The 24,659-nt window shown below is 69.8% G+C and carries 20 protein-coding genes; 3 read left to right on the forward strand and 17 right to left on the reverse strand.

All coding sequences use genetic code 11. The annotated features are described in order from the left end of the window. Positions 1-97 precede the first annotated feature (97 nt). Together ACFY8O_RS02945 and ACFY8O_RS02950 are read left to right on the forward strand one after the other, a co-directional pair. Entirely contained in the window at positions 98-1,099 is a 1,002-nt protein-coding gene (locus ACFY8O_RS02945) for a GNAT family N-acetyltransferase (RefSeq protein ID WP_387898207.1), read from the forward strand. Between the two features lie 30 nt (positions 1,100-1,129). Further along, positions 1,130-1,981: a transglutaminase family protein gene (locus ACFY8O_RS02950; protein WP_387898210.1), complete on the forward strand. Its 852-nt coding sequence runs from the start codon at positions 1,130-1,132 to the stop codon at positions 1,979-1,981. A 175-nt stretch (positions 1,982-2,156) separates the two neighbouring features. Here the strand turns inward: ACFY8O_RS02950 and ACFY8O_RS02955 are convergent, their stop codons facing one another. From ACFY8O_RS02955 to ACFY8O_RS02975, 5 genes are all read right to left on the reverse strand, one after another. Next, on the reverse strand, positions 2,157-2,594 hold the full coding sequence (locus ACFY8O_RS02955) for a VOC family protein (RefSeq protein WP_387898213.1): 438 nt from the start codon (positions 2,592-2,594) through the stop codon (positions 2,157-2,159). A 145-nt stretch (positions 2,595-2,739) separates the two neighbouring features. Next, positions 2,740-4,821: a hypothetical protein gene (locus tag ACFY8O_RS02960; RefSeq protein ID WP_449341819.1), complete on the reverse strand. Its 2,082-nt coding sequence runs from the start codon at positions 4,819-4,821 to the stop codon at positions 2,740-2,742. Between the two features lie 174 nt (positions 4,822-4,995). After that, positions 4,996-5,457, reverse strand: coding sequence for a DUF6113 family protein (locus ACFY8O_RS02965; protein WP_145803495.1), 462 nt, complete (start codon positions 5,455-5,457; stop codon positions 4,996-4,998). Further along, positions 5,454-6,368 (reverse strand): N-acetyl-1-D-myo-inositol-2-amino-2-deoxy-alpha-D-glucopyranoside deacetylase, encoded by a 915-nt coding sequence (mshB, locus tag ACFY8O_RS02970; protein WP_387898220.1) that lies wholly within the window; start codon positions 6,366-6,368, stop codon positions 5,454-5,456. The genes ACFY8O_RS02965 and mshB overlap by 4 nt, the downstream gene beginning before the upstream one ends. 71 nt (positions 6,369-6,439) lie before the next feature. Then, the gene (locus ACFY8O_RS02975; RefSeq protein WP_014154257.1) at positions 6,440-6,634 is read right to left on the reverse strand and encodes a hypothetical protein; all 195 of its coding nucleotides are present in this window, start codon (positions 6,632-6,634) and stop codon (positions 6,440-6,442) included. 166 nt (positions 6,635-6,800) lie between these two features. On the opposite strand from ACFY8O_RS02975, the gene ACFY8O_RS02980 reads away from it, so the two are divergent. Beyond that, complete coding sequence (locus tag ACFY8O_RS02980; RefSeq protein WP_145803499.1) at positions 6,801-8,927, forward strand: S9 family peptidase; 2,127 nt, start codon at positions 6,801-6,803, stop codon at positions 8,925-8,927. A gap of 9 nt (positions 8,928-8,936) precedes the next feature. On the opposite strand, the gene ACFY8O_RS02985 is transcribed toward ACFY8O_RS02980, so the two are convergent. From ACFY8O_RS02985 to typA, 12 genes are all read right to left on the reverse strand, one after another. Continuing rightward, on the reverse strand, positions 8,937-10,061 hold the full coding sequence (locus ACFY8O_RS02985; protein ID WP_387898224.1) for a hypothetical protein: 1,125 nt from the start codon (positions 10,059-10,061) through the stop codon (positions 8,937-8,939). Positions 10,062-10,264: 203 nt separating this feature from the next. Next, positions 10,265-11,491, reverse strand: a complete 1,227-nt coding sequence (locus ACFY8O_RS02990) for an ABC transporter ATP-binding protein (protein WP_145803503.1) — start codon at positions 11,489-11,491, stop codon at positions 10,265-10,267. Beyond that, a complete protein-coding gene (locus ACFY8O_RS02995) occupies positions 11,478-12,458 on the reverse strand; it encodes an ABC transporter ATP-binding protein (protein WP_145803505.1) in 981 nt (326 codons plus the stop codon). The genes ACFY8O_RS02990 and ACFY8O_RS02995 overlap by 14 nt, the downstream gene beginning before the upstream one ends. 13 nt (positions 12,459-12,471) lie before the next feature. Beyond that, a complete protein-coding gene (locus ACFY8O_RS03000) occupies positions 12,472-13,464 on the reverse strand; it encodes an ABC transporter permease (protein ID WP_145803507.1) in 993 nt (330 codons plus the stop codon). Beyond that, entirely contained in the window at positions 13,457-14,380 is a 924-nt protein-coding gene (locus ACFY8O_RS03005) for an ABC transporter permease (RefSeq protein WP_145803509.1), read from the reverse strand. Before ACFY8O_RS03005 ends, ACFY8O_RS03000 begins: the two co-directional genes overlap by 8 nt. 87 nt (positions 14,381-14,467) lie before the next feature. Continuing rightward, positions 14,468-16,096 carry a peptide ABC transporter substrate-binding protein gene (locus ACFY8O_RS03010; protein ID WP_387898229.1) on the reverse strand — a complete coding sequence of 543 codons (1,629 nt, stop codon included), beginning with the start codon at positions 16,094-16,096 and terminating at the stop codon, positions 14,468-14,470. Positions 16,097-16,258: 162 nt separating this feature from the next. Continuing rightward, a complete protein-coding gene (locus ACFY8O_RS03015; RefSeq protein ID WP_145803513.1) occupies positions 16,259-17,401 on the reverse strand; it encodes an ABC transporter ATP-binding protein in 1,143 nt (380 codons plus the stop codon). Further along, positions 17,394-18,452 (reverse strand): ABC transporter ATP-binding protein, encoded by a 1,059-nt coding sequence (locus tag ACFY8O_RS03020; RefSeq protein ID WP_145803515.1) that lies wholly within the window; start codon positions 18,450-18,452, stop codon positions 17,394-17,396. Before ACFY8O_RS03020 ends, ACFY8O_RS03015 begins: the two co-directional genes overlap by 8 nt. An 11-nt stretch (positions 18,453-18,463) precedes the next feature. After that, positions 18,464-19,405, reverse strand: coding sequence for an ABC transporter permease (locus ACFY8O_RS03025; protein WP_145803517.1), 942 nt, complete (start codon positions 19,403-19,405; stop codon positions 18,464-18,466). Continuing rightward, positions 19,398-20,327, reverse strand: a complete 930-nt coding sequence (locus ACFY8O_RS03030) for an ABC transporter permease (protein WP_145803519.1) — start codon at positions 20,325-20,327, stop codon at positions 19,398-19,400. The genes ACFY8O_RS03025 and ACFY8O_RS03030 overlap by 8 nt, the downstream gene beginning before the upstream one ends. A 121-nt stretch (positions 20,328-20,448) precedes the next feature. Next, positions 20,449-22,077 carry a peptide ABC transporter substrate-binding protein gene (locus ACFY8O_RS03035; protein WP_145803521.1) on the reverse strand — a complete coding sequence of 543 codons (1,629 nt, stop codon included), beginning with the start codon at positions 22,075-22,077 and terminating at the stop codon, positions 20,449-20,451. 441 nt (positions 22,078-22,518) lie between these two features. Continuing rightward, positions 22,519-24,393: a translational GTPase TypA gene (gene typA, locus ACFY8O_RS03040; protein ID WP_145803523.1), complete on the reverse strand. Its 1,875-nt coding sequence runs from the start codon at positions 24,391-24,393 to the stop codon at positions 22,519-22,521. Positions 24,394-24,659: the final 266 nt, after the last annotated feature.

Consider the following 24,659-nt stretch of genomic DNA (forward strand, 5'->3'; position numbering starts at 1 on the left):
GGCGTTGGCTCTCGCGCGGGAGCGCGGCGTCGTCGATGCCCGCCACCTAGTATCTCCGTTCCGGGGCACGATCCGAACAGGAGGGGCGTACAGAGCTGTGGAATTCACCATGGGCGGACAACTCGAGGTTCGCATGACAGCTGCTGACGTGGGTAAACGCGTCTCGGTCCGGCGCGCCGTCGATGCCCCTGGTGAGGGCGCGAAGTTCAGCGACACGGTCGGCGTTCTCACATCGTGGGACGCCGGAGTGCTGTCCGTCACGACCAGGAGAGGCGAGAGTGTCCGCATCGCGGAATCCTCGCTCCTGGCGGGCAAGGTGGTGCCCCCCGCACCGGCCCGCCGCCGCGGTCCCGCCGCGTCCTTCGGGGAACTCGTCCTGGTCGCCGCGCGCGCCTGGCAGCCGGTGGAGAGCGAATCGCTGGGCGAGTGGCGCCTGCGCGCCTCGTCCGGATTCACCCGGCGCGCCAACTCGGTGCTGCCGCTCGGTGATCCGGGGCTCCCGCTCGGTGAGGCGCTCGGACGGGTCCGGCGCTGGTACGGCGAACGGGGCCTGCCCGCCTACGTCCAGACCGCGACGGGCGCCGAGGGCACCCAGGAACTGCTCTGCTCGAGCCTGGAGGACCACGGGTGGCGCCGCGAGGTGACGGCGGACCTGCGGATCGCGGCGCTGGCACCGGTCGGGGACCTGGACGTGGACACCGCCGCCGTGCGCGTGTCCCGCACGGCGGACGAGGCGTGGCTCTCGCGCTACCAGCGCTTCGAGACCCCGGGGCCGCACGTGCTGAAGGTGCTGGGCAGCGGTCCCTCGGTGTGGTTCGCCTCCGTGCCCGGCGACGATCCGGCGGGCACGCCGGCCGCGATCGGGCGCTGTGTGGTCGACGGCCGCTGGGCGGGCTTCATGGCCGTCGAGGTGGGCCCGGAGTACCGGCGCAGGGGCCTCGCGACGGCCGTCATGGCCGCTCTGGCCCGCACCGCGCTGGACGAGGGCGCTTCCGCCGCGTGGCTCCAGGTCGAGACGGACAATGAAGGGGCCGGTGCGCTGTACGAGCGCATGGGCTTCGCCACCCATCACAGCTACCACCACTTCCGGCCCGCGTGACCGGAACAGCGGCAGGGGTACGTGTCACACATGAGCACCGATGATCCCGGCAGGCCCGAACGCCGGCGGCGGTTCGCCGAGGAGGCACGCGCCGAGCGGCCGGACCTCGCGCTGCTCTGCCTGCTGCTGGGCGCCGAGGCGTCCCCGCCCGCGGCGGGGGACCCCGATCCGCACGGCATCGACGCCGCGCAGATCGAGCTGGACCGGCTGGCGGGCCTGCTCCCCTACGGGGCGCGCGGCCCTCGTGCCTGGGCGTCCGCGCTCGCCGAACTGCTCGGCGAGCGGTGCGGTTTCGCGGGATCCGCGCAGGACTACCAGCGGCTGGACTCCTCGGTGCTCCAGCAGGTGCTGCGGCGGCGCAGAGGGCTGCCCATCCTGCTCTCCGTCGTCTGGATCGAGGTCGCGCGCAGGGCGGGCGCACCCGTGTACGGGCTGGCGCTCCCCGGCCACTACGTGGTCGGGTTCGGCGACCCGGCCGAGCGGGTGCTCGCCGACCCCTTCGCCGGTGGTGCGCCGCTGACCGGCGAGGACGCGGATCTGCTGGTGACGGGCGTGACCGGGGCGCCCCCCGAGGCTTCGGCACCGGTGGCGGCCAGACCGCTGGAGACCGTGCTGCGGGTCCTGAACAACATCCGCGCCTGGGCCTCGGCACGCCCCGAGCGCACGGATGTGGCGCTCTGGGCGCTGGAACTCTCCCTGCTGCTGCCCTCGCACCCCGCCAGACTCCGCTACGAGCGCGCCCAGCTCCTCGTGCAGCGAGGTGAGTTCCTGCGCGGGGCCGCGGAGATGGACGAGTACGCCGAGATCGTCGACGGCATCGAGCCGACGGCGGCGCAGGCCATCCGCCACCGCGCCCAGGCCGCGAGGGCCCTGCTCAACTGAGGCGCGGCGCGAGGCGTGGGTCCCGGGGGTTCGCGGGCCGGCCTCTCCGCCACCCGACGAGCCTCCAGGACGTGTGGGCACGGCGGCCCCGGCACGGTCGTCGACAGCGCCGTCGCCGGCGTCCCCGCACGCACCGGGGCCCGGCCGCATCCCGCGGCCGGGCCCCGGGCCCGTCTCACACCACGCAGAACTCGTGGCCTTCCGGATCGGCCATCAGGACGTGGTCGGGCCGGCCCTGCAACTCGTACTCCTGGAGGACCGTCGCGCCGGCGGCCGTCAGCCGTTCCACCGCTGCGACCACCCGAGGCCACCGGGTCTCCCACGGGGTCTCACGGCCGCCGCCCGCCCGCACGTCCAGATGCAGACGGTTCTTCACGGTCTTGGGTTCCGGGACCTTGATGAGGGACAGGTCCGGGCCGTGGCCTTCCGGATCGCACAGGTAGGCGCCGTCGTCCCACTCCTCCTCAGGGACCCCGTGGTGCGCCAACCACGCCTCCCGATCGGCGAACCCGGCGGGTGGGGGCTTCTCCACGTACCCGAGGGCCGTGGCCCAGAAGACGGCCATCGCCCTGGGGTGCGCGCAGTCGATCGTCAGACTCCAGCTGGTCGACACGATCCGGTCTCCTCCCCGAGCCTGCCCCGTGGGACGGCTCCTCACGGACGGCCCCGCACGGTCGTGGCGTGCCGGGGCCGGACGGCGACGCCTCCGCCCGGAGGGGTCCGGGCGGAGGCGGGCCGCACGCTGGCTGTCCTGCCGGTCAGCCCTCGCCGTTCAGCTCGATCGCGACCGTGCGTTCGGCGGGGGTCTTGCCGAGCAGCGCGCCCTGCATGGCGTGGGCCACGTCGTCGGCGCCGACCGGATACTGCTTGCCGTCACCCTTGGTGATCATGATGCCGTCGAAGACGCCGTCGAGCAGGGTCTCGATGGCCTTCTTGTCGTAGACCGCCACCAGCTTGCCGTCGACCGGCTTCATGGAGAGGATCTGCGGCAGCGACCTGGCGGGGCCGAAGTCGATCTGCTTGGGCCCTGCCTTGATGGTCACCAGACCCGACATCGCCGGCTCGGCGAACTCCTTCATCGCCCGGTCGAGTTCGGCCTGGGTGATGGTGGGTTCGGTGGCGGCGACCGGCAGTTCGACGACGGCCGGCTCCCCGGTCTGCACCTGCGCGCGGTACGCGTCGCGTACGGAGATCATCGAGCGGTTGACGTCCAGGGCCTTGCCCGACTTGCCCGGTACGGCCACGGCCTTGTTCGGCTCGAACTTGATCGTGCCGTCGCTCGCGGAACCGGAGACGCCGGCCAGATCGGTGAGCGCGACACCGAGCTTCTCCTCGTCGACGGGGATCACCGGGTCGGCGGGGCGCGCCCCGCCGAACAGGGAACCGATCACCGAGACCGGGTTGTAGTCGCTGCCCGCGGCGCCGCGCACCGTCTCCTGGCTGTCCAGGGTCAGGCCCGCCTTCTCGGGGGCGAGCTTCTCCTTCTTGCCGTCCACGGAGAGCTGGAGCGGCGTCCGGGCGCGCTTGCCGAGCGCGGCCTCCAGCTTGCTGACCGCCTCCTCCTTGGTCCCGCCGCCGATGTCCACACCGAGCACGGTGGTGCCCTTGGGAACCTCGGAGTGGTTCAGCAGCAGTCCCGCGCCGTAGGCCAGGCCGAACAGCACGAAGACGGCCACGCCGAGCAGAACCAGCTTGGAGCGGCCCTTCTTGGCCGGCGCGGCGGCCTGGGGCGCGGGCCGGGGCGCGGGAGCGGGCGCCGGGGCACCCGGGGCCGCGGGTCCGCCGCCCGCGGGGCCCTCGGGCCGCAGCCCGCCGGGGCCTCCGGGGAACGGGGAGCGGGCATCGCGCGAGTCCGGCGGGATGACGGGGATGCCGCTGGTCAGCGTGTCGCCGGAGACGTTCCCGCCGGAGCCGGAACCCGGACCGGGCGCCGGAGCCTGCGGGGTGAGGATCGCGGTGTCGTCCGACATCCTCGGCGGCACGCCGCCGGGGCCGCCAGGCCGGGCGCCGGAGGGGCCCGCCTGTCCGCCGCCGGGGAAGCCGTCGAGGTTCGGGGTCAGCGCCGAACTGCCGGTGACCGGGCCGGTGGTGGGACCGGAGGGACCCGGGCCGCCGGGCGGCCTCGTACCGAGGTTCGGCGTCGGGTGCGAGCCGCCGGAGCCACCCGCGCCGAGTCCGTCGAGGGCGCTGCCGCCCTGCCGGGCCCCGCCGTGGTCGCCGGGCTGCTGCGGGCCGTCCGGGAAGTACGGCGCGTCCGTGCGGGGCGGCGTCGGCGCGGGGCCGGAACCGGGCCCTCCGGCCGAAGGGCCGCCCGGGGACGGCGCGCCGGGCCCCTGGCCAGGCGTGCCCGGAGCGGAGGCCGAAGCCGCCGCACCCGCGGCGGGGGCCGGGGCCTTGCGCGGGGCGAACCAGTCGCTGCCGCTCTTCTCCTTGGCGGGCTTCTCGGCCGGCGCCTCGGCGGCGGGACCGCCGTCCCGCGGCTCCGGGCCGGGGCCGCCGGGCGACGGCACGGAAGCGCCGGGCCTCGGGGTGCTGCCGGTCCGCTCGGTGGCCGGACGGCCCCCCGTGGGATCGGTCTCACTCATGGGCGTCCGCATGACGACCGGCGGGATCGGACGCGAACCCGGAATGTTGATCCGGATGCGCGTCGTCAGCGTCGTCTCGGTTCTGGGCTCCTCGGGCTGAGGCGGATCCGCAGGTTCCGGAGTCTCCTCCGCCCCCTCCTGAGAGGGGTGCAGCGACGGATACTGGCGTGATCCGTACGGCGGCGTACCCGACGGGTACGCGGCTCCGCCGCGCCCCTGGGGCCCGGAGGACGAACTGTCAGTTTCACGACTCAAAGCAGGTTCTCCCGATTGGCTCCGCCGCCCGTACTTCCCCCGTGCCGCAGGCCAGGGGACGGCTCGGCGCGCGCACCACCATACTGGCCGCCGCCGTAAGACTCTCCGCGCCCTGGGGAATCAAGGATGCACCCACCGCCGCGCGGAGGGACAACCGGGAGCGGACATACCACATCACGTGCCGTGCCGGCCGGTGTCGTTGGCCGGATCAGGCAGCCGCGACATCGTGGCACACATCACAGCGGCGCCCATCCCTCCGAGCATGAAGAGCGCCAGGCCGAGTTCCGCCCCGAAGACGAAGTCCCCTTCGGGGCGCCCTCCGAGGAGCAGGACGACGGCGATGAACCAGCCGACGGCCGGTACCAGCGCGCCGAGCTGTGTACGGGTCAGCACCCGGCCGCCGTAGAACAGCCCGGCCGACGCGGCGAGAGCGAGCAGCAACCCGCCCGGGAACAGGGCCGCCTGGACGAGGGTGCCCGCGAGCCCGACGGCCGCGCCGAGCACCGCGAGGCCGACGTACAGCGGGATGCGCCTGGGGTTCGGGGGCGCTGCGAGTCCGGTGGGCCCGGGGCTCCTGGGCGGGGCGTTGGTGCGCGGCGCCTGTGAAGAGGCGCGCTGCCTCTGCCTGCTGCTCATGTCTGTGCTCCCGGTGCGAGGGGCGCGTCCGTCAGGCCCGCGAAGAGGTCGCGCTCCCGCCCACCATGGTCCACGCCGGGAACGCCCCGCACCAATTGGTAGTACTCGGTCGTGAAGACGGGCTGCCCGAGATCGTTCGAAAGAGCGAAGAACGGGCCGTCGACGGCGATCTGGGTGGCGTGCGCCCGCATGGCGGCGGTCTTGGCCCCGGCGTAGGACGAACCGTCGATCTCGGTGGTGATCTCCGCGTCGTCCACCACTCCGGGCACGTCGTCGATCGCGGCGATCCCGGGGAAGGCGTCAGGGGCGGTCTCCCGCAGCCGGGCGAAACCTTCCTCGGCCACGGAACGGGGCACCCGGTTCCAGTAGATCTTGGCGACGGTGTGCGGCTCCGCCCCGTCCTCGTACGCGGGATCGGCGGCCAGGTCGGCGGCGCGCATGGCGACGCGGTGGGCCTGGATGTGGTCGGGGTGGCCGTATCCCCCGTCCGGGTCGTAGGTGACCAGCACCTGGGGACGCAGGCTCCGGATCACCGCGACGAGGTGCCCGGCGGCCTCGTCGAGCCCGGCCGCCCAGAAGGCGCCGGGCCGGTGGTTCTGCTCCGTGCCCATCATTCCGGAGTCGCGGTACGTGCCGGCGCCGCCCAGGAAGCGGTGGTCGCTCACCCCGAGCTCCCCCATCGCGGCGGCGAGTTCACCGACGCGGTGGGCGCCCAGGCCGCCCTCCCGGTCCTCGGCGAGGTGCGCCAGGGCGGGCGGGATGACCTCGCCCTCCTCGCCGAGGGTGCACGTCACCAGGGCGACGTGGGCGCCCTCGGCCGCGTACCTGGCCATGGTGGCGCCGTTGTTGATCGACTCGTCGTCGGGGTGCGCGTGCACCAGGAGCAGACGGCGGGCGGGAAGGTCCTTCATGGGACCACCCTACGAGCAGCCCGCCCCCCGCACGGACCGCCCCACGGAGTCCCGGCCCCCCGGGCCGTCCGTCAGAACTTGATGCCCCCGATCATTCCTGCCACGTTCGACGTCACCTCCGAGATGGTCGGGGCGATCGACGAGCTCGCGAGATAGAACCCGAGCAACATGCAGACCACCGCGTGTCCGCCCTTCAGTCCGGATTTCCGGATCAGCAGGAAGACGACGATCGCCAGCAGCACCACCGCCGAAATCGAGAGTGCCACGGCGGTTCACCTCCATCAGTACGGTCGGGACAGGCAGCACACATGGAGCCAGCAGGTTCATACCCACCGAGCGCTACGGATCATAACTATCCGTGCCGACGCATTGATCGGGGCACGGCAGCACGAGGGGCGCACGGACCGCCCGCCGCGGGCTAGGTTCGGTGCCATGACCTCGCAAAAGCTGTCTTTTCCGCGCCAGCACGCCCGGACCCAGCGGTTCACTCTCGGCGCACCTCGCGCCTTCACGGTCTCACCGGATGGGACGAGAGTGGTCTTCCTCCGGTCGTCCTCCGGCACGGACCGGACGAACCGGCTCATGGTGCTCGACACCGCCACCGGTGAGGAGCGGGTCGCCGCCGACCCGGCCGTCCTGCTGGGCCGTTCGCCGGAGAAGCTGTCGCCCCAGGAGCGGGCCCGCCGCGAGCGCTCCCGGGAGGGCTCGGCGGGCATCGTGGGCTACGCGGTCGACGAGACGGCCGAGTTGGCGGCCTTCGCGCTCTCCGGCAAGGTGTACGTCGCGGAGTTGAGAGCGGGCACGGCGCGCGCCCTGCCCGTGCCGGGCCCGGCGATCGACCCGCGCCCCTCCCCTGACGGCCGGCACATCGCCTACGTCTCCCGGGGTGCGCTGCGCGTGGTGGGCGCGGAGGGCGAGGGCGACCGTGCGGTCGCGGAGCCGGAGGAGGCGCATGTCTCCTACGGCCTGGCCGAGTTCGTCGCCGCCGAGGAGATGGGCCGCTACCGGGGCTTCTGGTGGTCGCCCGGCTCGGAGCGCCTGCTCGTCGCCCGGGCCGACGACAGCGCCGTACAGCGGTGGTGGATCGCCGATCCCGCGCATCCCGGCAGCAAGCCTGCCGAGGTGGCGTACCCGGCGGCGGGGACGGCCAACGCCGAGGTGCGGCTCTTCCTGACGGACCTGGAGGGGACGCGTACGGAGGTTGTCTGGGACCGGTCCCGATTTCCCTATCTGGCCCGGGTGCACTGGTCCTCGCACGGCGCACCGCTGCTGCTGGTGCAGGCCCGTGACCAGCGCAGTCAGCGGTATCTGGCCGTCGACACGGAGAGCGGAGCGACCCGGACCGTCCATGTGGACGAGGACGGGATCTGGCTCGATCTTTTCGCCGGAGTCCCGGCGTGGGCGCCGGACGGCCAGCTCGTCCGGGTCGCGGACGAGGGGGGCGCGCGGGTGCTCTCGGTGGGCGGGCGGCCTCTGACCGGTGGCCGGCTGCACGTCCAGGCGGTGCTGGACATCGGCGATTCGGACATCCTGATCCAGGCCACTGCGGGCGAGGAGGCGCCGGACCCGGAGACGGGGCAGAGCCATGTGTACCGGGTCAACGAACTCGGCGTGGAGCGCGTCAGCGAGGGCGCGGGGGTGCACTCCGCGGTGCGCGCGGGCGCGGTGACGGTCCTGGTGTCGGCGTCCCTGGAGTGGCCCGGAGCGGTGGTGAAGGTCCTGCGGGACGGCAAGCGGATCGCCACCGTGGCCGGTCTCGCCGAGGAGCCGTCCCTGCGGGCCCGGGTCCGGCTGACGGAGGGGGGCGCACGGCGCATCCCGTGCGCCGTGTTGCTCCCCACCGGCTATAAGGAATCAGATGGTCCGCTTCCGGTGCTGATGGACCCGTACGGCGGCCCGCACGGCCGCCGGGTGGTGGCCGCGCACAATCCGCACCTCACGTCCCAGTGGTTCGCGGACCACGGTTTCGCCGTGATCGTCGCGGACGGCCGCGGCGCGCCCGGCCGCTCCCCGGGCTGGGAGAAGGCGGTCAGGGACGATCTCACCCTCACCCTCGACGACCAGGTCGAGGCGCTGCACGCGCTGGCCGGCAGCTTCCCCCTGGACCTCTCGAAGGTGGCGATGCGGGGCTGGTCGTACGGCGGCTACCTCGCGGCGCTCGCGGTGCTGCGGCGCCCGGACGTCTTCCACGCGGCCGTGGCCGGCGCGCCGGTGACGGACTGGCGGCTGTACGACACCCATTACACCGAGCGCTATCTCGGCGACCCGGCCGAGCAGCCCGAGGTGTACGCCCGCAACTCCCTGGTCACCGACGAAGGGCTCTCCGGGCCGGCCGGCGAGGCGCGGCCGATGATGATCGTGCACGGCCTGGCCGACGACAACGTCGTGGTCGCGCACGCGCTGCGGCTGTCGTCCGCGCTGCTGTCCGCAGGACGTCCGCACGAGGTGCTGCCGCTGAGCGGGGTGACGCACATGACCCCGCAGGAGCAGGTGGCCGAGAACCTGCTGCTGCTCCAGGTCGACTTCCTCAAGCGCTCTCTGGGGCTGCCGCGGGCGTAGGCGGGGCGCTCACCAGCTGGGCGGCGGCGAGGAGGGCGGCGGCGGGGACGCCCCGTGGCCGCCGCCCTGCGGATAGCCGTAGCCGGGGGTTCCACCCGAGGGGTAGCCGTAGCCCGGCGTGTCCGTCTGCGGGTAGCCGTAGCCGGGGGTCCCGCCCGAGGGGTAGCCGTAGCCCGGGGCAGCGGTCTGCGGATAGCCGTAGCCGCCGTGTCCCTGGTTCCGGTCGCCGGTCTCCTCGAAGCCCCTGCGCGCGAGGACCAGCAGGACGACGGTCCCCGCGAAGGTGAGCAGGAACGAGGTGAGCACGACGAGCTGGTACTCCACCCCGAGGTCGCCGAAGCCGTCCAGCATCCGGTGGTGGAAGGCCCGCGCGATCCCGAAGGCACCCGAGACCAGCAGGAAGGCCGCGGCGATCATGCCGAGCGGCCGTGCGTGGACGGCCCGGAAGAGCGCCGTCCAGGCCACGAGGAGGCAGACCGCGGCCAGAGCCACGCTCGCCCAGCCGGGCGGCGCCCCGGTGAGCCCCAGCGGGATGGCGCGCCCGCCGACGAACCAGTCCGGGTAGAACGCGTCGGGCAGCGTGAAGAACTGCCGGACCTCCCAGGCGAGCAGGACCGCGCCCGAGACGCCGAGCAGCAGGAAGGCCGTGACACCGGCGGCCTGTCCGGGGCGGGTGGGCAGGCGCTCGTAGGAGTCCTCGGGCTGTCTGCGGCCGGCCGCGCCCGTGATGACGAGCGCGAGCCCCGCGGCCACGACGGCGAAGGTGGCGACGAGCGCGCGGGTGCGCAACTCGTCGCCGAAGCGTCCGTCCATCCAGGACGCGCCGACGGTCCAGACGCCGGGCAGCCGCAGCACGAGGGTGACCACCCCCGTGGCGACCAGCGTGGAGGCCGCGATCGACGAACGGAGCGCGGCGACGAGGGCGAGGACGCTCACGACGAGCAGCACCGCGTCGGTCTGCGTCGTGGCGGGGAGACGTTCCGGCCGGGCGTCGCTGTAACCGGCCCAGTAGCGCAGCAGCTCGGCGGGATCTCCGACGGCACGCAGGTCACGCACGATCCAGGCGGCGGCGACGGCCGCGAGCACGGCGCACAGCACCGCTCCGGTGATTCTGGCTCCCCGTGTGAGTATCACCCCAGCGATACTCCACCGCGTCCCGCGGATGGACAAGGGGACCTCTGGGAATCAGGGGGTACGGGTAACCGGCCGGGGCGACGTGATGAACACCCCGGCCGGTTCACGGCACCCGCACGGCCGTACGTTGTCCATGGTGGTGCGTTCGTATATCGGAGCCGCGACGGTGAAGTTGCCTCCGTGTTAACGAAATTGACACCCCTTTATCCTTCTTTGTCACCCGTTTCGCCCGTGCGCGGCGAGGCCGGCGCGTCCTCCTGCCCCGGCACTCCGGCCTGCGCGGACCCCTCCTCCGGCCCGGGCGCTTCCTGCGGAACCACCCGCTTCTCCTCGGCGAAGTGGCACGCCGAGTCGTGCCTGGCCGGGGTGTCCACCTCCCGGAAGACGGCCGGCACCGCCAGCAGCGGCACCTCCAGTTCACACCGCTCCTGCGCCTTCCAGCAGCGGGTGCGGAAGCGGCAGCCGGAGGGGATGTTCGCCGGGGAGGGCACGTCCCCGTGCAGGATGATCCGCTCGCGGTGCTCACGGGCCGTCGGGTCGGGCACCGGCACGGCGGACAGCAGCGCCTGGGTGTACGGATGCGTGGGGTGGTCGTAGATCTCCTCGTCCGTGCCGATCTCGACGATCCGCCCGAGGTACATGACTCCGACCCGGTCCGAGATGTGCCGGACGATCGACAGGTCGTGCGCGATGAACAGGAAGCTCAGGCTGAACTCGGCCTGCAGCCGGTCCAGCAGGTTGACGACCTGGGCCTGGACCGACACGTCGAGAGCGGAGACCGGTTCGTCGGCGACGATGATCTCCGGGTTGAGGGCGAGGCCGCGGGCGATGCCGATGCGCTGGCGCTGACCGCCGGAGAACTGGTGCGGATAGCGGTTGATGTACTCCGGGTTGAGCCCGACGACGTCGAGCAGGTCCTGCACCTTCTGCCGGCGGTTCCCCTTGGGCGCCACCTCGGGGTGGATCTCGTACGGCTCCCCGATGATGTCGCCGACCGTCATACGCGGGTTCAGCGAGGTGTACGGGTCCTGGAACACCATCTGGATGTTGCGGCGTACGGCCTTCAGGGCGCGCCCGGACAGCTTCGTGACGTCCTCGCCCTTGTAGCGGATCGAGCCGCCGGTGGGCGGCTCCAGGTGCACCAGCATCTTGGCGACGGTCGACTTGCCGCAGCCGGACTCCCCCACGATGCCGAGGGTCTCGCCCGCCGCCAGGTCGAAGTCCACGCCGTCGACGGCCTTGACCGCCCCGATCTGCTTCTTGAAGAGGATGCCCCGGGTGAGCGGGTAGTGCTTGACCAGCCCGCGCACCTCCAGGATCGGATCGCCCTCGGCGTACGGCCGCGTGCGGTCCGCCTCGCGCGCCTCGGAGAGCAGTGTGGAGCCTCCCGCTCCCGTGGCGTCCTCGCGTCCCGCGTCATCGGCGTGCATCGAGCGTCTCCTTCCAGAAGTGGCAGGCGCTCCGGCGCTCCTCGTCCACGGTGTAGAGCGGCGGCACGTCCGTCCGGCACACGGCCTGGGCCATCGGGCAGCGGGGGTGGAAGGCGCAGCCGGGCGGGATGTGCAGCAGGTTGGGCGGCAGCCCCTTGATCGCGTACAGCTCCTGGCCTTTCTGGTCCAGGCGCGGGATCGACCGCAGAAGGCCCTTGGTGTACGGGTGGGCGGGGGCCTCGTAGATCTCGTGGACGGGCGAGGTCTCGACGATCCGGCCGGCGTACATGACCGCGATCTTGTCGGCCACGTCGGCCACGACGCCGAGGTCGTGGGTGATGAGGATCAGGCCCATGTTGAGTTCCCGCTGGAGCTCGGCGAGCAGGTCCATGACCTGGGCCTGGACGGTCACGTCGAGGGCGGTGGTGGGCTCGTCGGCGATGATCAGCGAGGGTTCCAGGGCCATCGCCATGGCGATCATGATGCGCTGGCGCATGCCGCCGGAGAACTGGTGCGGGAAGTTGCCGACCCGCTCCCGGGCGGCCGGGATCCGCACCCGGTCCATCAGCTCGATGGCCTTGGCCTTGGCGTCGCCCCGGGACATCCCCCGGTGCACGACGAACATCTCGCCGAGCTGGTCGCCGACGCTCAGCACGGGGTTCAGCGAGGAGAGCGCGTCCTGGAAGATCATGGCCATCTCCTGGCCGCGGATCTTGCGCCGTTCCTCGGGCTTGAGTGTGAGCAGGTCGCGGTCCTTGAAGAGGATCTCGCCGCCGCTGATCTTCCCGGGCGGCGTGTCGAGGATGCCCATGATCGCCTGGGCGGTGACGGACTTGCCCGATCCGGACTCGCCGAGCACGGCGAGCGTCTCGCCCTCGGCCACCGAGTAGTTGACCCCGTTGACGGCCTTGGCCACCCCGTCCCGGGTGTGGAACTCCACGTGCAGATCGCGCACTTCGAGCAACATGGCAGCGGACTCCTCAGCGCAGCTTGGGGTCGAGGGCGTCGCGCACCGCGTCGCCGAGCATGATGAAGGCGAGCACGGTGACGGCCAGCGCTCCGGCGGGCCAGAGCAGCATGTGCGGCGCGTTGCGGACGTACTGGGAGGCGGCGGAGATGTCGATGCCCCAGGAGACCGCGGGCGGCTTCAGGCCGACCCCGAGGTAGGAGAGGGTCGCCTCCAGCGAGATGTAGGTCCCCAGCGCGATGGTCGCGACGACGATGACGGGCGCGACGGCGTTGGGCAGGATGTGGCGCAGCATCATCCGCGGGTTGGAGGCGCCGAGCGCCCTGGCCGCCTGGACGTAGTCGTTCTGCTTGGCGGTGATGACGGAGCCGCGCGCGATACGGGCGATCTGCGGCCAGCCCAGCAGGACGATGAAGCCGATCACGGGCCAGACGGTGGAGCTGGTGACGACGGAGAGGAAGACCAGTCCGCCGAGGACCACCGGGATGCCGAAGAAGACGTCCGTGATGCGGGAGAGCACGGCGTCCCAGCCCCTGCCGAAGAAGCCGGCGAGTCCTCCCAGCACGCCGCCGAGGAGCGAGACCCCGAGGGTGGAGAGGACGCCGACGGTCACCGAGGTCCGGGCGCCGTAGACGGTGCGGGTGTAGACGTCGCAGCCCTGGCCGTCGAAGCCGAAGGGGTGGCCCGGCTGGGAGCCCTCCTGGGCCTTGGCCAGGTCGCAGTTGAGCGGGTCCTGGTCGGCGATCAGCGACGGCCAGATGGAGATGATCACCAGGAACAGGATGACCAGCCCGGAGATGATGAAGACCGGGTTGCGGCGCAGGTCGCGCCAGGCGTCGGACCAGAGGCTGCGCGGCTTGCCCGCGGGCCCGGTCCCCTCCGGGCCGCCGGGCGTCTTCTCCAGCGTGGTGCCCTCGTCCATCGCGAGGTCCATCGCCCCGCCCGCCCCGGCCCCCGAGATCGCCCCGCCGCCCGTCGTCTCGTCCCACGGCTTCTGCTCAGGCATAGCGGATCCTCGGGTCGAGTACGGCGTACAGGAGGTCGACGATCAGGTTCGCCGCCAGGAAGACGAGGACCAGGACGGTGACGAACCCGACGACGGTCTGGGAGTTCTGGCGCAGGATGCCCTGGTAGAGCTGGTAGCCGACTCCGTGGATGTTGAAGATGCGCTCGGTGACGATCGCCCCGCCCATCAGGGCGCCCACGTCCGTGCCGATGAAGGTGACGACGGGGATGAGGGAGTTGCGCAGGAGATGCCGTACCACCACCCGCCGCCGGGGAAGGCCCTTGGCCACGGCGGTACGGACGTAGTCGGCGCGGGCGTTCTCCGCGATCGAGGTACGGGTGAGCCGGGTGACGTAGGCCAGGGACACGGAGGCCAGGACGAGACCGGGGACGATGAGCTCGTCGACCGGCGCCTCCGGGGAGACGGAGGGCTTGATGATGCCCCACTCCACTCCCAGGAGCAGCTGGAGCAGCAGGCCGGTGACGAACGTGGGCACGGCGATGACGACCAGGGTCAGGATGAGGACGACGGTGTCGACGGGACGGCCGCGGCGCAGGCCGGTGACGACGCCGAGGCTGATGCCGATGACGATCTCGAACACGATCGCGACGATGGTGAGCCGGATGGTGATGGGGAAGGCCGTGGCCATCAGCTCCGTGACCTTCTGACCGTTGAACGCGGTACCGAAGTCACCGGTGAAGATGTTCCCCATGTAGGTCAGGTACTGCTGCCACACCGGCTTGTCGAGGCCGAACTCGGTGCGCAGCTGTGCGGCGGTCGCGGGGTCGCACTGGCGGTCGCCGCAGAGGCCCGCGATGGGGTCGCCCATCACGTTCACCATGAGGAAGATCAACAGCGTGGTGCCGAAGAAGACGGGGATCATCTGCAGCAGCCGCCGGATCACATAACGTCCCATGAGGGGCTCCGGGGGTCGGGGCGGGCTGAGGACCGGAAAGCCGGGTGGCCGGTGCGGTACTCCGCACCGGCCTCCGGCTTCAGGGGGTCACTTGACCTTGATCTGGTCGTACACCGGGACGCTGAAGGGGTTCAGCGAGACGTTCTCGACCCTGTCGGAGTAGCCCGCGCTGCCGTTCTGGTACCAGAGCGGGATGACGGGCATCTGCTCGACGAGGACCTTCTCGGAGTCCTGGAAGGTGGCGACGGCCTTGGCCTTGTCGCTCTCGGCGTTGGCCTTGTCGATCAGGTCGTCGAACTTCTGGTTGCTCCACTTCCCGTCGTTGGACGGGGCGTTGGTGTAGTAGAGCGGCTGGAGGAAGTTCTGGATGAGCGGGTAGTCCATCTGCCAGCCCGCCCGCCAGGCACCGGTCAGCTTCTGGGTGGAGACCTGGCTGCGGAAGTCGGCGAAGGTGCCGACGGGGCCGCCGACGCAGGCCTTGTTGTCGCCCATGACGTTGTTGATGCTGTTGCAGACGGCGTCGACCCACTCCTTGTGGGAGCCGGTGTCGGCGTTGTACGAGATCTTGAGCTGGCCGCCGGGGATGCCGCCGCCCTCCTCGATCATCTTCTTGGCCGCCGCCTTGTCGTACTCGCAGGGGGAGCCGCAGAGACCTTCCTTGAAGCCGCCCTCCTCGCCCAGGACCGGTGAGGTCCAGTCGGAGGCGGGGGTACGGGTCTTCTGGAAGATCTGGTCGGTGATCTGCCGGCGGTTGATCGCCATCGACAGGCCCTGGCGGACCTTGATCGCGTCGGGGGTGTTCCAGGCCTTCTCGTAGAAGGGGAAGGCCAGGGTCTGGATGATGCCGGCCGGGGTGTTGATGTACCGGTCGCCCAGGTCCGCCTGGACGTTCTTGAGCTGTGAGGCGGGCACGTCGTCGACCAGGTCGAGGTTGCCCGCCGTCAGGTCGGTGTAGGCCGTGTTGTTGTCGGTGTACACCTTGAGGTCGATGCCGCCGTTCTGCGCCTTGTCGTCCCCGGGGTAGCCGTCCCACCTGCGCAGGTTCATCGACGAGCCCTTGGCGTACTGGTCGATGGTGTACGGCCCGTTGCCGACGGGCTTGGCGAGCCAGGCGTCGTGGTCGGAGTAGAAGGTCTTCGGCAGCGGCACGAAGGCCGCGTAGCCGAGGGTGTCGGGCCAGAGCGAGAACTTCTGCGACAGCTTCGCCGTGAAGGTCGTGTCGTTGACGACCTTCAGACCGGAGAGGGTCTCGGCGCTGGCGGAGCCCGACTCGGGGTGGACCTTGTCATACCCCTCGATGTACTGGAAGAAGTACGCGTTCTTCTGGTTGTTCTTCAGCGCGGCGCCGTAGTTCCACGCGTCCACGAAGGACTTCGCCGTGATCTTCTCGCCGTTGCTGAAGGTCCAGTTGTCCTTGATCGTGATGGTGAAGTTCTGCGAGTCCTTGCTCTCGATCTTCTGGGCGATCTCGTTCTCGGCCTCGCCGGTCTTGGGGTTGTAGCGCACGAGGCCCCGGAAGACCATGTCGAGCACCTTGCCACCCTGCACCTCGTTGGTGTTCGCGGGCTCCAGGGGATTCTGCGGGTCGCCCCAGGACGAGCTCACGATCCCGTCGGCGCCACCTCCGCCGCTGTCGTCCCCACCGCCGCACGCCGTGGCCGTCAGGGCGACAGCGACGGCGCATGCGGCCCACCTGGCCTGTGTGGCTCCGCGCATGAAGTGCCTCCTAGGGTTCCCATGAGTAGCTCAATGCCTCATATCACCCCATATGACACTCCGTCGCATGTCGGCCTACGCCGTACGCCGTACGGTCGCCGGAACGCGTGGACGCCCGGCCCCCTGGGGGGACCGGGCGTCCACGGGTCGCTCTCGGCGGCGTCAGGCCGCGTGCACGACGTCCTTCTCCTCGGCGAAGTGGCACGCCGACTCGTGCGCGGCAGGCGTGTCCGAGGCCTTGAAGCGCTCGGGGATCGCCAGCAGCGGCACCTCGGTGGCGCACTTGTCCTGCGCCTTCCAGCAGCGCGTGCGGAAGCGGCAGCCCGACGGCGGGTTCGCCGGCGAGGGGACGTCACCGGAGAGGATGATCCGCTCGCGGCCCTCACGGGCGTCCGGGTCCGGCACGGGGACCGCCGACAGCAGCGCCTGGGTGTAGGGGTGCGTCGGGTGGTCGTAGATCTGCGTGTCCGTACCGATCTCGGCCATCTTGCCGAGGTACATGACACCGACCCGGTCCGAGATGTGCCGGACGATCGACAGGTCGTGCGCGATGAAGAGGTAGGACAGGTTGAACTCGTCCTGGAGCTTCTCCATCAGGTTGATGACCTGCGCCTGCACCGACACGTCGAGCGCGGAGACCGGCTCGTCGCAGATGATGATCTCCGGGTTGAGCGCGAGGCCGCGGGCGATGCCGATGCGCTGGCGCTGACCGCCGGAGAACTGGTGCGGGTACCGGTTGATGTACTCCGGGTTGAGCCCCACGACGTCCAGCAGGTCCTGCACCTTGCGGCGACGCTCACCCTTCGGGGCCACCTCGGGGTGGATCTCGAAGGTCTCCCCGATGATGTCGCCGACCGTCATGCGCGGGTTCAGCGAGGTGTACGGGTCCTGGAACACCATCTGGATGTTGCGGCGTACGGCCTTCAGCGCGCGCCCGGACAGCTTGGTGATGTCCTGGCCCTTGTAGAAGACCTCGCCGGCGGTGGCCCGCTCCAGCGTCATCAGGAGCTTGGCGACCGTGGACTTGCCACAGCCGGACTCGCCGACGATGCCCAGGGTCTCGCCCTGGTAGAGGTCGAACGAGATCCCGTCCACGGCCTTGACCGCGCCGACCTGCTTCTTGAACAGGATGCCCTGGGTCAGCGGGAAGTGCTTGACCAGGTTGCGCACCTGGAGGATCGGCTCCCCCTGCGAGACCGGCGCGTCGAGGGCCGCGACGGCCTCCGACTCGGTGGCCGCGTTGACCGTCGCCACTTCGGTGACGTTCGGGGTGGCGTCCACGGACTCCTTGTCGAGCTCAGCCATGGATCGTCTCCTTCCAGAAGTGGCAGGCGCTGCCGCGGCCGACCAGCTCGGTGCCGTCCTGCTCGGTCACCGGGCGCAGGGCCGGGATCTCCGTACGGCAGATGTCCTGCGCCATCGCACAGCGCGGGTTGAAGGCGCAGCCGGACGGCACGTGCAGCAGGTTGGGCGGCAGGCCCTTGATCGCGTAGAGCTCCTGGCCCTTCTGGTCCAGGCGCGGGATCGACTCCAGCAGACCCTTGGTGTACGGGTGCGCGGGGCGCTTGTAGATCTCGTGGACCGGGGCGGTCTCGACGATCCGGCCCGCGTACATCACGGCGATCTTGTCGGCGACGTCGGCGACGACGCCGAGGTCGTGCGTGATCAGGATCAGGCCCATGTTGAAGTCGCGCTGGAGCTCCGCGAGCAGGTCCATGACCTGGGCCTGGACGGTCACGTCGAGCGCCGTGGTGGGCTCGTCCGCGATGATCAGGTCGGGCTCCAGGGCGAGCGCCATGGCGATCATGATGCGCTGGCGCATACCGCCGGAGAACTGGTGCGGGTAGTCGTTCACCCGCTCCTTGGCCGCCGGGATGCGCACGCGGTCCATCAGCGCGATGGCCTTGGCCTTGGCGTCCTTCTTGGACAGGCCCTGGTGGACGCGGAACATCTCGCCCAGCTGGTAGCCCACGGAGAGCACCGGGTTCAGCGAGGAGAGCGCGTCCTGGAAGATCATGGCGATCTTCTGGCCGCGGATCTGCCGGCGCTCCTCGCCCGACATCTTGAGCATGTCCTGGCCGCGGAAGAGGATCTCCCCCTTCGGGATGCGGCCCGGGGGCATGTCCAGGATGCCCATGATCGCCTGCGCGGTCACGGACTTGCCGGAGCCGGACTCGCCGAGCACGGCGAGGGTCTCGCCCGCGCTGACGCTGTAGTTGACTCCGTTGACGGCCTTGGCGACGCCGTCGCGGGTGTGGAACTCCACGTGCAGGTCTCGGACTTCGAGCAGCGGGCCGCTCTCGTCGTTCGAACCACGCGGAGCCGGGACATCCGCCGTCTTGTCGATGATGGTCATGTACGCCTCCCTCAGCGCAGCTTGGGGTCGAGGGCGTTGCGTACCGCATCGCCGAGCATGATGAACGCCAGGACGGTGATCGACACCATGACCGACGGGATGATCAGCACGAACGCGGCGTTGCGCAGCTGCTCCTGGCCGGAGGAGATGTCGACACCCCACGACACGGTCGGCTCGGCGAGACCGATGCCCAGGAAGGACAGGGTGGCCTCGGCCGAGATGTAGCCGCCGAGCGCGATGGTCGCGACGACGATCACCGGCGCGATCGCGTTGGGCAGGATGTGCCGGAGCAGGATGCGGGAGGTCGAGGCGCCGAGCGCCTTGGCCGCCATCACGTAGTCGGCCTGCTTGATCGTCAGGACGGAGCCGCGCGCGACACGGGCGATCTGGGTCCAGCCGAGGAAGGCCAGGGCCAGGATGACGACCCAGATCTTGCGCTCCTCGAACGAGGTCAGGACGACCATCGCGCCGAGGATGAACGGCACGCCGAAGAAGATGTCGGTCACGCGGGACAGGATCGTGTCGATCCAGCCGCCGAAGTACCCGGCGAGCATGCCGACCACCGTGCCCAGGATCGTGACCAGGGCGGTGACGACGACGGCGACGGTGATCGAGGCGCGGGCGCCATAGACGACACGCGCGTAGATCGAGCGGCCCTGGATGTCGTACCCGAACCAGTCCTCCTGGAAGAAGTTCCCCCACTTGGGCTTCTGCAGGTAGTGGTGGGCCAGGTCCGCGTAGCGCGGGTCGGCGCCGGTGAACAGGCCGGGTGCTATCGCCATCACCAGCAGGAAGACGATCAGGATCGCCGAGACGACGAACAGCGGGCTGCGCCGCAGGTCGTGCCAGGCGTCCGACCACAGGCTGCGGGGCTTGCCGACGGCTGCGGCGGCGACGGGTGCGGCCACGGCCCCGGGGGTCTCCGCGGTGGCTTCCTTCAGTGTCTCAGGCATAACGGATCCTCGGGTCCAGGACCGCGTAGAGCAGGTCGACGACCAGGCTGGCGACGAGATAGACGATGACGATCAGCGTCACGATGCCGACGACGGTGGCGCCTTCGCGGTGCCGGAGCGCGTCGAAGACGTTGTAGCCGACACCCTTGACGTTGAAGATGCCCTCGGTGACGACGGCGCCGCCGAGCAGTGCGCCGAGGTCGGTCCCGAGGAAGGTGACCACGGGGATCATCGAGTTGCGCATCAGGTGCACACCGATGATGCGACGGCGCGGCAGCCCCTTGGCCACGGCGGTGCGCATGTAGTCCGAGCGCAGGTTCTCGGCGATCGAGGTACGGGTCAGTCGTGCCACGTAGGCGAGCGACAAGGACCCGAGTACGACCGCGGGCAGGATCAGCTCGCTCGAGTTCGCTTCCAGGCTCACGTTGGGCTCGACCCAGCCGAGCTGGAAGGCGAAGAAGTACTGGCCGAGGAAGCCCAGCACGAACGAGGGGACCGAGATGAGCAGCAGCGTCAGGACGAGCAGTCCGCGGTCGCGAAGGGTGTCGGCCTTCAGACCCGCGAAGACGCCCATGGAGATACCGACGACGACCGTGAAGATGAAGGCAAACAGGGCCAGCCGGACCGTGATCGGGAACGCTTCCGAGATGATGTCGGCGACGGGCCGACCGCTGGCGATCTGCGTACCGAAGTCCCCCTGGAACAGGTTCACCAGGTAGTTCCAGTACTGGTGCCAGAGCGGAAGGTCGAGCCCGAGCTCCTTCTTCATTGCGGCGATCTGCGTGGGGTCCACGGTCTGTTCGCCCGCGAGTGCGCGCACGGGATCGCCGGGCAGCGCGTACATCATGGCGAAGACCAGCAAGGTTGACCCGAGGAAGACCGGGATCATCTGGAGCAGTCGCCGCGCGACGTAACGCCCCATGTTTGCCTCCGATAGGGGATAAAGCAGCCCAGGGGCCGCTCTCCCGATAGGAAGAGCGGCCCCCGGGACCTACTGCCTGGTGTGGGCGGCTGATGGCCGAGTGGGGGCCCTCAGGCGTGGGTTACTTGACGACCGTGACTTCGGTGATGTTGTAGTCACCGTGGAAGTCGATGGTCACGTTGTCGACCGACTTCGAGTAGCCACCGTTGGTCTTGTACTCCCAGAGCGGGATCGCCGGCATCTTCTCGAGGACGAGCTTCTCGGCGTCCTGGTAAGCCTTGATCGACTCGTCCAGGGAAGCCGCGTTGTCGCCCTTCTTGAAGGCCGCGTCGACCTCCTTGTCGGAGAACCGGCCGTTGTTGGCCTCGGCGGTGGTGCCGTACAGCTCCCGCATGAAGTTGACGTTCAGCGGGTAGTCGGCGACCCAGCCACCGCGGTACATCGACTTGACCTGGTCGTTGTCACGCGCTTCCAGGTCGGTCTGGAAGTCCGGCTTGGCGTCCGGGATGCAGTCGACCCCGGTCGAGTTGCGGATGGACTCGCAGACCGCGGTCACCCACTCCTTGTGGCCACCGTCGGCGTTGTACTGGATCCAGATCTTGTTGCCCGGAACGCCGCCGCCCTCGGTGACGAGCGCCTTGGCCTTGGCCGCGTCGAACTTGAACACGTCGGTGCCCAGGTCCTGGTTACCGGCGACACCCGGAGGCGTGAAGCTCGTCGCCGGCTTGCGGGTGCCGTTCAGCACGGTCTTGGTGATCGTGTCGCGGTCGATCGCCATCGACAGACCCTGGAGGACCTTCGGGTCGATGTCCTTGAAGGTCTTCGAGTAGAAGGTCGGGACCAGCGACTGGATGGCCGCGTACGGCTCGTCGATCGCGCGGTCACCGAGGTCCGACTTGTACTTCGGGAGGTCCTTCGGGCCGACCTGGCGGATCATGTCCAGGTTGCCGGAGAGGAGGTCCTGGTACGCGGCCTCGACGGTCGCGTAGTTCTTGAAGAGGACACCCTTGTTCTTGGCCTTGTTCGGGCCCTGGTAGTCAGGGTTGGCCTTGACCTGGATGAGCTTCTTGTGGTCCCACTTCTCGAAGATGTAGGGACCGTTGCCGACCGGCGCCTGGCCGAACGCCTTGGTGTCCTTGTAGAACACCTCCGGCAGCGGGGCGAAGGTGGTGTAGCCGAGCTTGTACTCGTAGTACGGCACGGGCTTGTTGAGCTCGATCGTGAAGGTCGTGTCGTCGACGGCCTTCAGGCCGGACATCTCCGTGGCCTTCGGGTCACCCTTCTCGGGGTGGACGTCCGCGTAGCCCTTGATGTCCTCGAACCAGAACGCGTTCTGCTGGGCGTTCTTGACGTTCGCGTACCAGTTCCACGCCTTGATGTAGGACTCGGACGTGACCGGGGTGCCGTCGTGGAACTTCCAGCCCGCCTTCAGCTTCACCGTCCACGTCTTGTTGTCGTCCGACTTCACGGACTCGGCGTTCGTGTAGACGATGTTGCCCTCGGCGTCGAAGTCCAGGAGCTGGGTGAACACCGACTGGATGACGTAGCTGCCGAGCGACTCGTTCGTGTCGGCCGGGATCAGCGGCTTCTGCGGCTCGCCGACGTCGATGGAGACGTAGCCCTCGGGCTTGCCCTTCTCCTTCGAAGCAGACTTGCTGCTGTCGTCATCGTTGCCCCCGCCACAGGCAGTCGCGGCCAGGGCGATGATTGCCGCTCCCGCGACCCACTTGGCGCTCTTGGCACCGCGCATGGGTTTCCTCCTCATGAGTCCACTTTTGACTACAAGAGGGGCACTGCAGAGATCCACCGACACCCCTGACGGCGATCGTTCCAGTGCCCCGAGTGTGCTCGTGAGTCCGCACTCCCCACAGTGCGACGACCCATTGACCCGAGCTCAATGGAGCCAACTATTAAGGAACACCGGGCTGTAAACCACACTTAAAGGGTCTCGGTTTGACAACATCGAGAAGGCATGGTTGCCCGAAATCCGGACAAAGTGATCCCAGACAGACACCCCCGAAACGGACCGTTAACACATGTTCCGGAGAGCGACGCACGATATACGGACACCTCGGTCAGAAAAACAGGTTGACGAAAGGCCCGGGCCCCCACAGTGTCTGCGGGGGCCCGGGCCTCATGTCAATGGCCCGGACCGGCGGTTCTCCGGCCGTGGGCGGACGTCTCCGTCAGGTCAGGCGTTCTTGGCGCGCGAGGCGGTACGGCCACGCTGCTTGGCGTCCAGGACGACCTTGCGGATACGCACGGTCTCCGGGGTGACCTCGATGCACTCGTCCTCGCGGCAGAACTCCAGGGATTGCTCCAGCGACAGCTTGCGGGCGGGGACCACGTTCTCCGTGGTGTCCGCGGACGCCGCACGCATGTTGGTGAGCTTCTTCTCCTTGGTGATGTTCACGTCCATGTCGTCGGCGCGGGAGTTCTCGCCGATGATCATGCCCTCGTAGACCTCGGTGCCGGCCTCGGTGAAGATGACACCGCGCTCCTGGAGGTTGACCATCGCGAACGGCGTGACCGAGCCGGCACGGTCGGCGACCAGCGAGCCGTTGTGACGGGTGCGCAGCTCACCGAACCAGGGCTCGTGGCCCTCGAAGATGGAGTGCGCGATGCCCGTGCCGCGGGTCTGCGTCAGGAACTCCGTACGGAAGCCGATGAGGCCGCGGGAGGGCACGATCCACTCCATGCGGACCCAGCCCGAGCCGTGGTTCGTCATCGTCTCCATGCGGCCCTTGCGGGTCGCCATCAGCTGCGTGATGGCACCGAGGTGCTCCTCGGGCGAGTCGATGGTCATGCGCTCGATCGGCTCGTGCGTCTTGCCGTCGATCTGCTTGGTGACGACCTCCGGCTTGCCGACGGTCAGCTCGAAGCCCTCACGGCGCATCTGCTCGACGAGGATGGCCAGCGCGAGCTCACCACGGCCCTGGACCTCCCAGGCGTCCGGGCGCTCGGTGTCCAGGACACGGAGCGAGACGTTACCGATGAGCTCGCGGTCCAGACGGTCCTTCACCTGGCGGGCGGTGACCTTGTGGCCCTTGCCGCCCTTGCCGACGAGCGGCGAGGTGTTCGTGCCGATGGTCATCGAGATGGCGGGCTCGTCGACCGTGATCAGCGGGAGCGCGATCGGGTTCTCGGGGTCGGCCAGCGTCTCGCCGATCATGATGTCCGGGAAACCGGCGACGGCGCAGATGTCGCCGGGGCCCGCGACCTCGGCGGGCTTGCGGGTGAGCGCCTCGGTCATCAGGAGCTCGGTGATGCGCACGTTGGAGATCGTGCCGTCACGCTTGATCCAGGCGACCGTCTGGCCCTTGCGCAGCTCGCCCTGCTCGACGCGGCACAGCGCGATACGGCCGAGGAAGTTGTCGGCGTCGAGGTTGGTGACGTGGGCCTGCAGCGGGGCGGCCTCGTCGTACTCCGGCGCGGGGACCGTGGAGAGGATCGTCGAGAAGAACGGCTCCAGGTTGTCGCTGTCGGCCGGGACGGTGCCGTCCTCCGGCTTGGTCAGCGACGCGACGCCGTCACGGGCGCAGGCGTAGACGATCGGGAACTCGATCTGGTCCTCGTCGGCGTCCAGGTCGAGGAAGAGGTCGTAGGTCTCGTCGATGACCTCGGAGATCCGGGAGTCCGGACGGTCCGTCTTGTTGATGCAGAGGATGACCGGCAGCTTGGCGGTCAGGGCCTTGCGCAGGACGAAGCGGGTCTGCGGGAGCGGACCCTCGGAGGCGTCGACGAGCAGGACGACCGCGTCCACCATCGACAGACCGCGCTCGACCTCGCCGCCGAAGTCGGCGTGGCCGGGGGTGTCGATGATGTTGATCGTGATCGGGTCCCCGCCGTCCTTGGGGTGATACTTCACCGCCGTGTTCTTGGCGAGGATCGTGATGCCCTTCTCACGCTCCAGGTCGTTCGAGTCCATCATGCGTTCGTCGAGGTTCTCGGCGGCGTGGGCGGCGAAGGCGCCCGCCTGCTTGAGCATGGCGTCGACCAGGGTGGTCTTGCCGTGGTCGACGTGGGCGACGATGGCTACGTTACGGATGTCGTGGCGCGTGGGCATGGGTGGCTTGCGCTTCTCTCGGATCGTGGGATCAGGCGTCTCAGTCGGTCTCGAGTCCTCGTACGCCCGCCGGGCGGCACGCCACGGCTAGTCCAATGGTACGGGCCCGTCGAGTCCGGGGCTTCCCGGCCCGATCGTCGGAGCCGGGGTTCGGCCATGATTCAGCCGATATTCAGCCGATATTCAGCCGGTATTACGTCATCGTCCGGCCGGTGTGCGGGCGGACGGCAAGGGGTGTGGGAAGAGGAACAGCCCGGGTCTGGGCG

It is taken from the genome of Streptomyces argenteolus, assembly GCF_042902585.1.
GTDB classification, from domain to species: Bacteria; Actinomycetota; Actinomycetes; order Streptomycetales; family Streptomycetaceae; genus Streptomyces; species Streptomyces argenteolus.

What these genes read in the sequence shown, in the direction of transcription:
- typA (WP_145803523.1), bottom strand. Translation starts at nt 24,393, where the DNA reads ATGCCCACGCGCCACGACATCCGTAACGTAGCCATCGTCGCCCACGTC.
- ACFY8O_RS03020 (WP_145803515.1), bottom strand. Translation starts at nt 18,452, where the DNA reads ATGACCATCATCGACAAGACGGCGGATGTCCCGGCTCCGCGTGGTTCG.
- ACFY8O_RS02980 (WP_145803499.1), top strand. Translation starts at nt 6,801, where the DNA reads ATGACCTCGCAAAAGCTGTCTTTTCCGCGCCAGCACGCCCGGACCCAG.
- ACFY8O_RS03030 (WP_145803519.1), bottom strand. Translation starts at nt 20,327, where the DNA reads ATGGGGCGTTACGTCGCGCGGCGACTGCTCCAGATGATCCCGGTCTTC.
- mshB (WP_387898220.1), bottom strand. Translation starts at nt 6,368, where the DNA reads ATGAAGGACCTTCCCGCCCGCCGTCTGCTCCTGGTGCACGCGCACCCC.
- ACFY8O_RS03015 (WP_145803513.1), bottom strand. Translation starts at nt 17,401, where the DNA reads ATGGCTGAGCTCGACAAGGAGTCCGTGGACGCCACCCCGAACGTCACC.
- ACFY8O_RS03010 (WP_387898229.1), bottom strand. Translation starts at nt 16,096, where the DNA reads ATGCGCGGAGCCACACAGGCCAGGTGGGCCGCATGCGCCGTCGCTGTC.
- ACFY8O_RS02950 (WP_387898210.1), top strand. Translation starts at nt 1,130, where the DNA reads ATGAGCACCGATGATCCCGGCAGGCCCGAACGCCGGCGGCGGTTCGCC.
- ACFY8O_RS03005 (WP_145803509.1), bottom strand. Translation starts at nt 14,380, where the DNA reads ATGGGACGTTATGTGATCCGGCGGCTGCTGCAGATGATCCCCGTCTTC.
- ACFY8O_RS03000 (WP_145803507.1), bottom strand. Translation starts at nt 13,464, where the DNA reads ATGCCTGAGCAGAAGCCGTGGGACGAGACGACGGGCGGCGGGGCGATC.
- ACFY8O_RS02965 (WP_145803495.1), bottom strand. Translation starts at nt 5,457, where the DNA reads ATGAGCAGCAGGCAGAGGCAGCGCGCCTCTTCACAGGCGCCGCGCACC.
- ACFY8O_RS02995 (WP_145803505.1), bottom strand. Translation starts at nt 12,458, where the DNA reads ATGTTGCTCGAAGTGCGCGATCTGCACGTGGAGTTCCACACCCGGGAC.
- ACFY8O_RS03025 (WP_145803517.1), bottom strand. Translation starts at nt 19,405, where the DNA reads ATGCCTGAGACACTGAAGGAAGCCACCGCGGAGACCCCCGGGGCCGTG.
- ACFY8O_RS02990 (WP_145803503.1), bottom strand. Translation starts at nt 11,491, where the DNA reads ATGCACGCCGATGACGCGGGACGCGAGGACGCCACGGGAGCGGGAGGC.
- ACFY8O_RS03035 (WP_145803521.1), bottom strand. Translation starts at nt 22,077, where the DNA reads ATGCGCGGTGCCAAGAGCGCCAAGTGGGTCGCGGGAGCGGCAATCATC.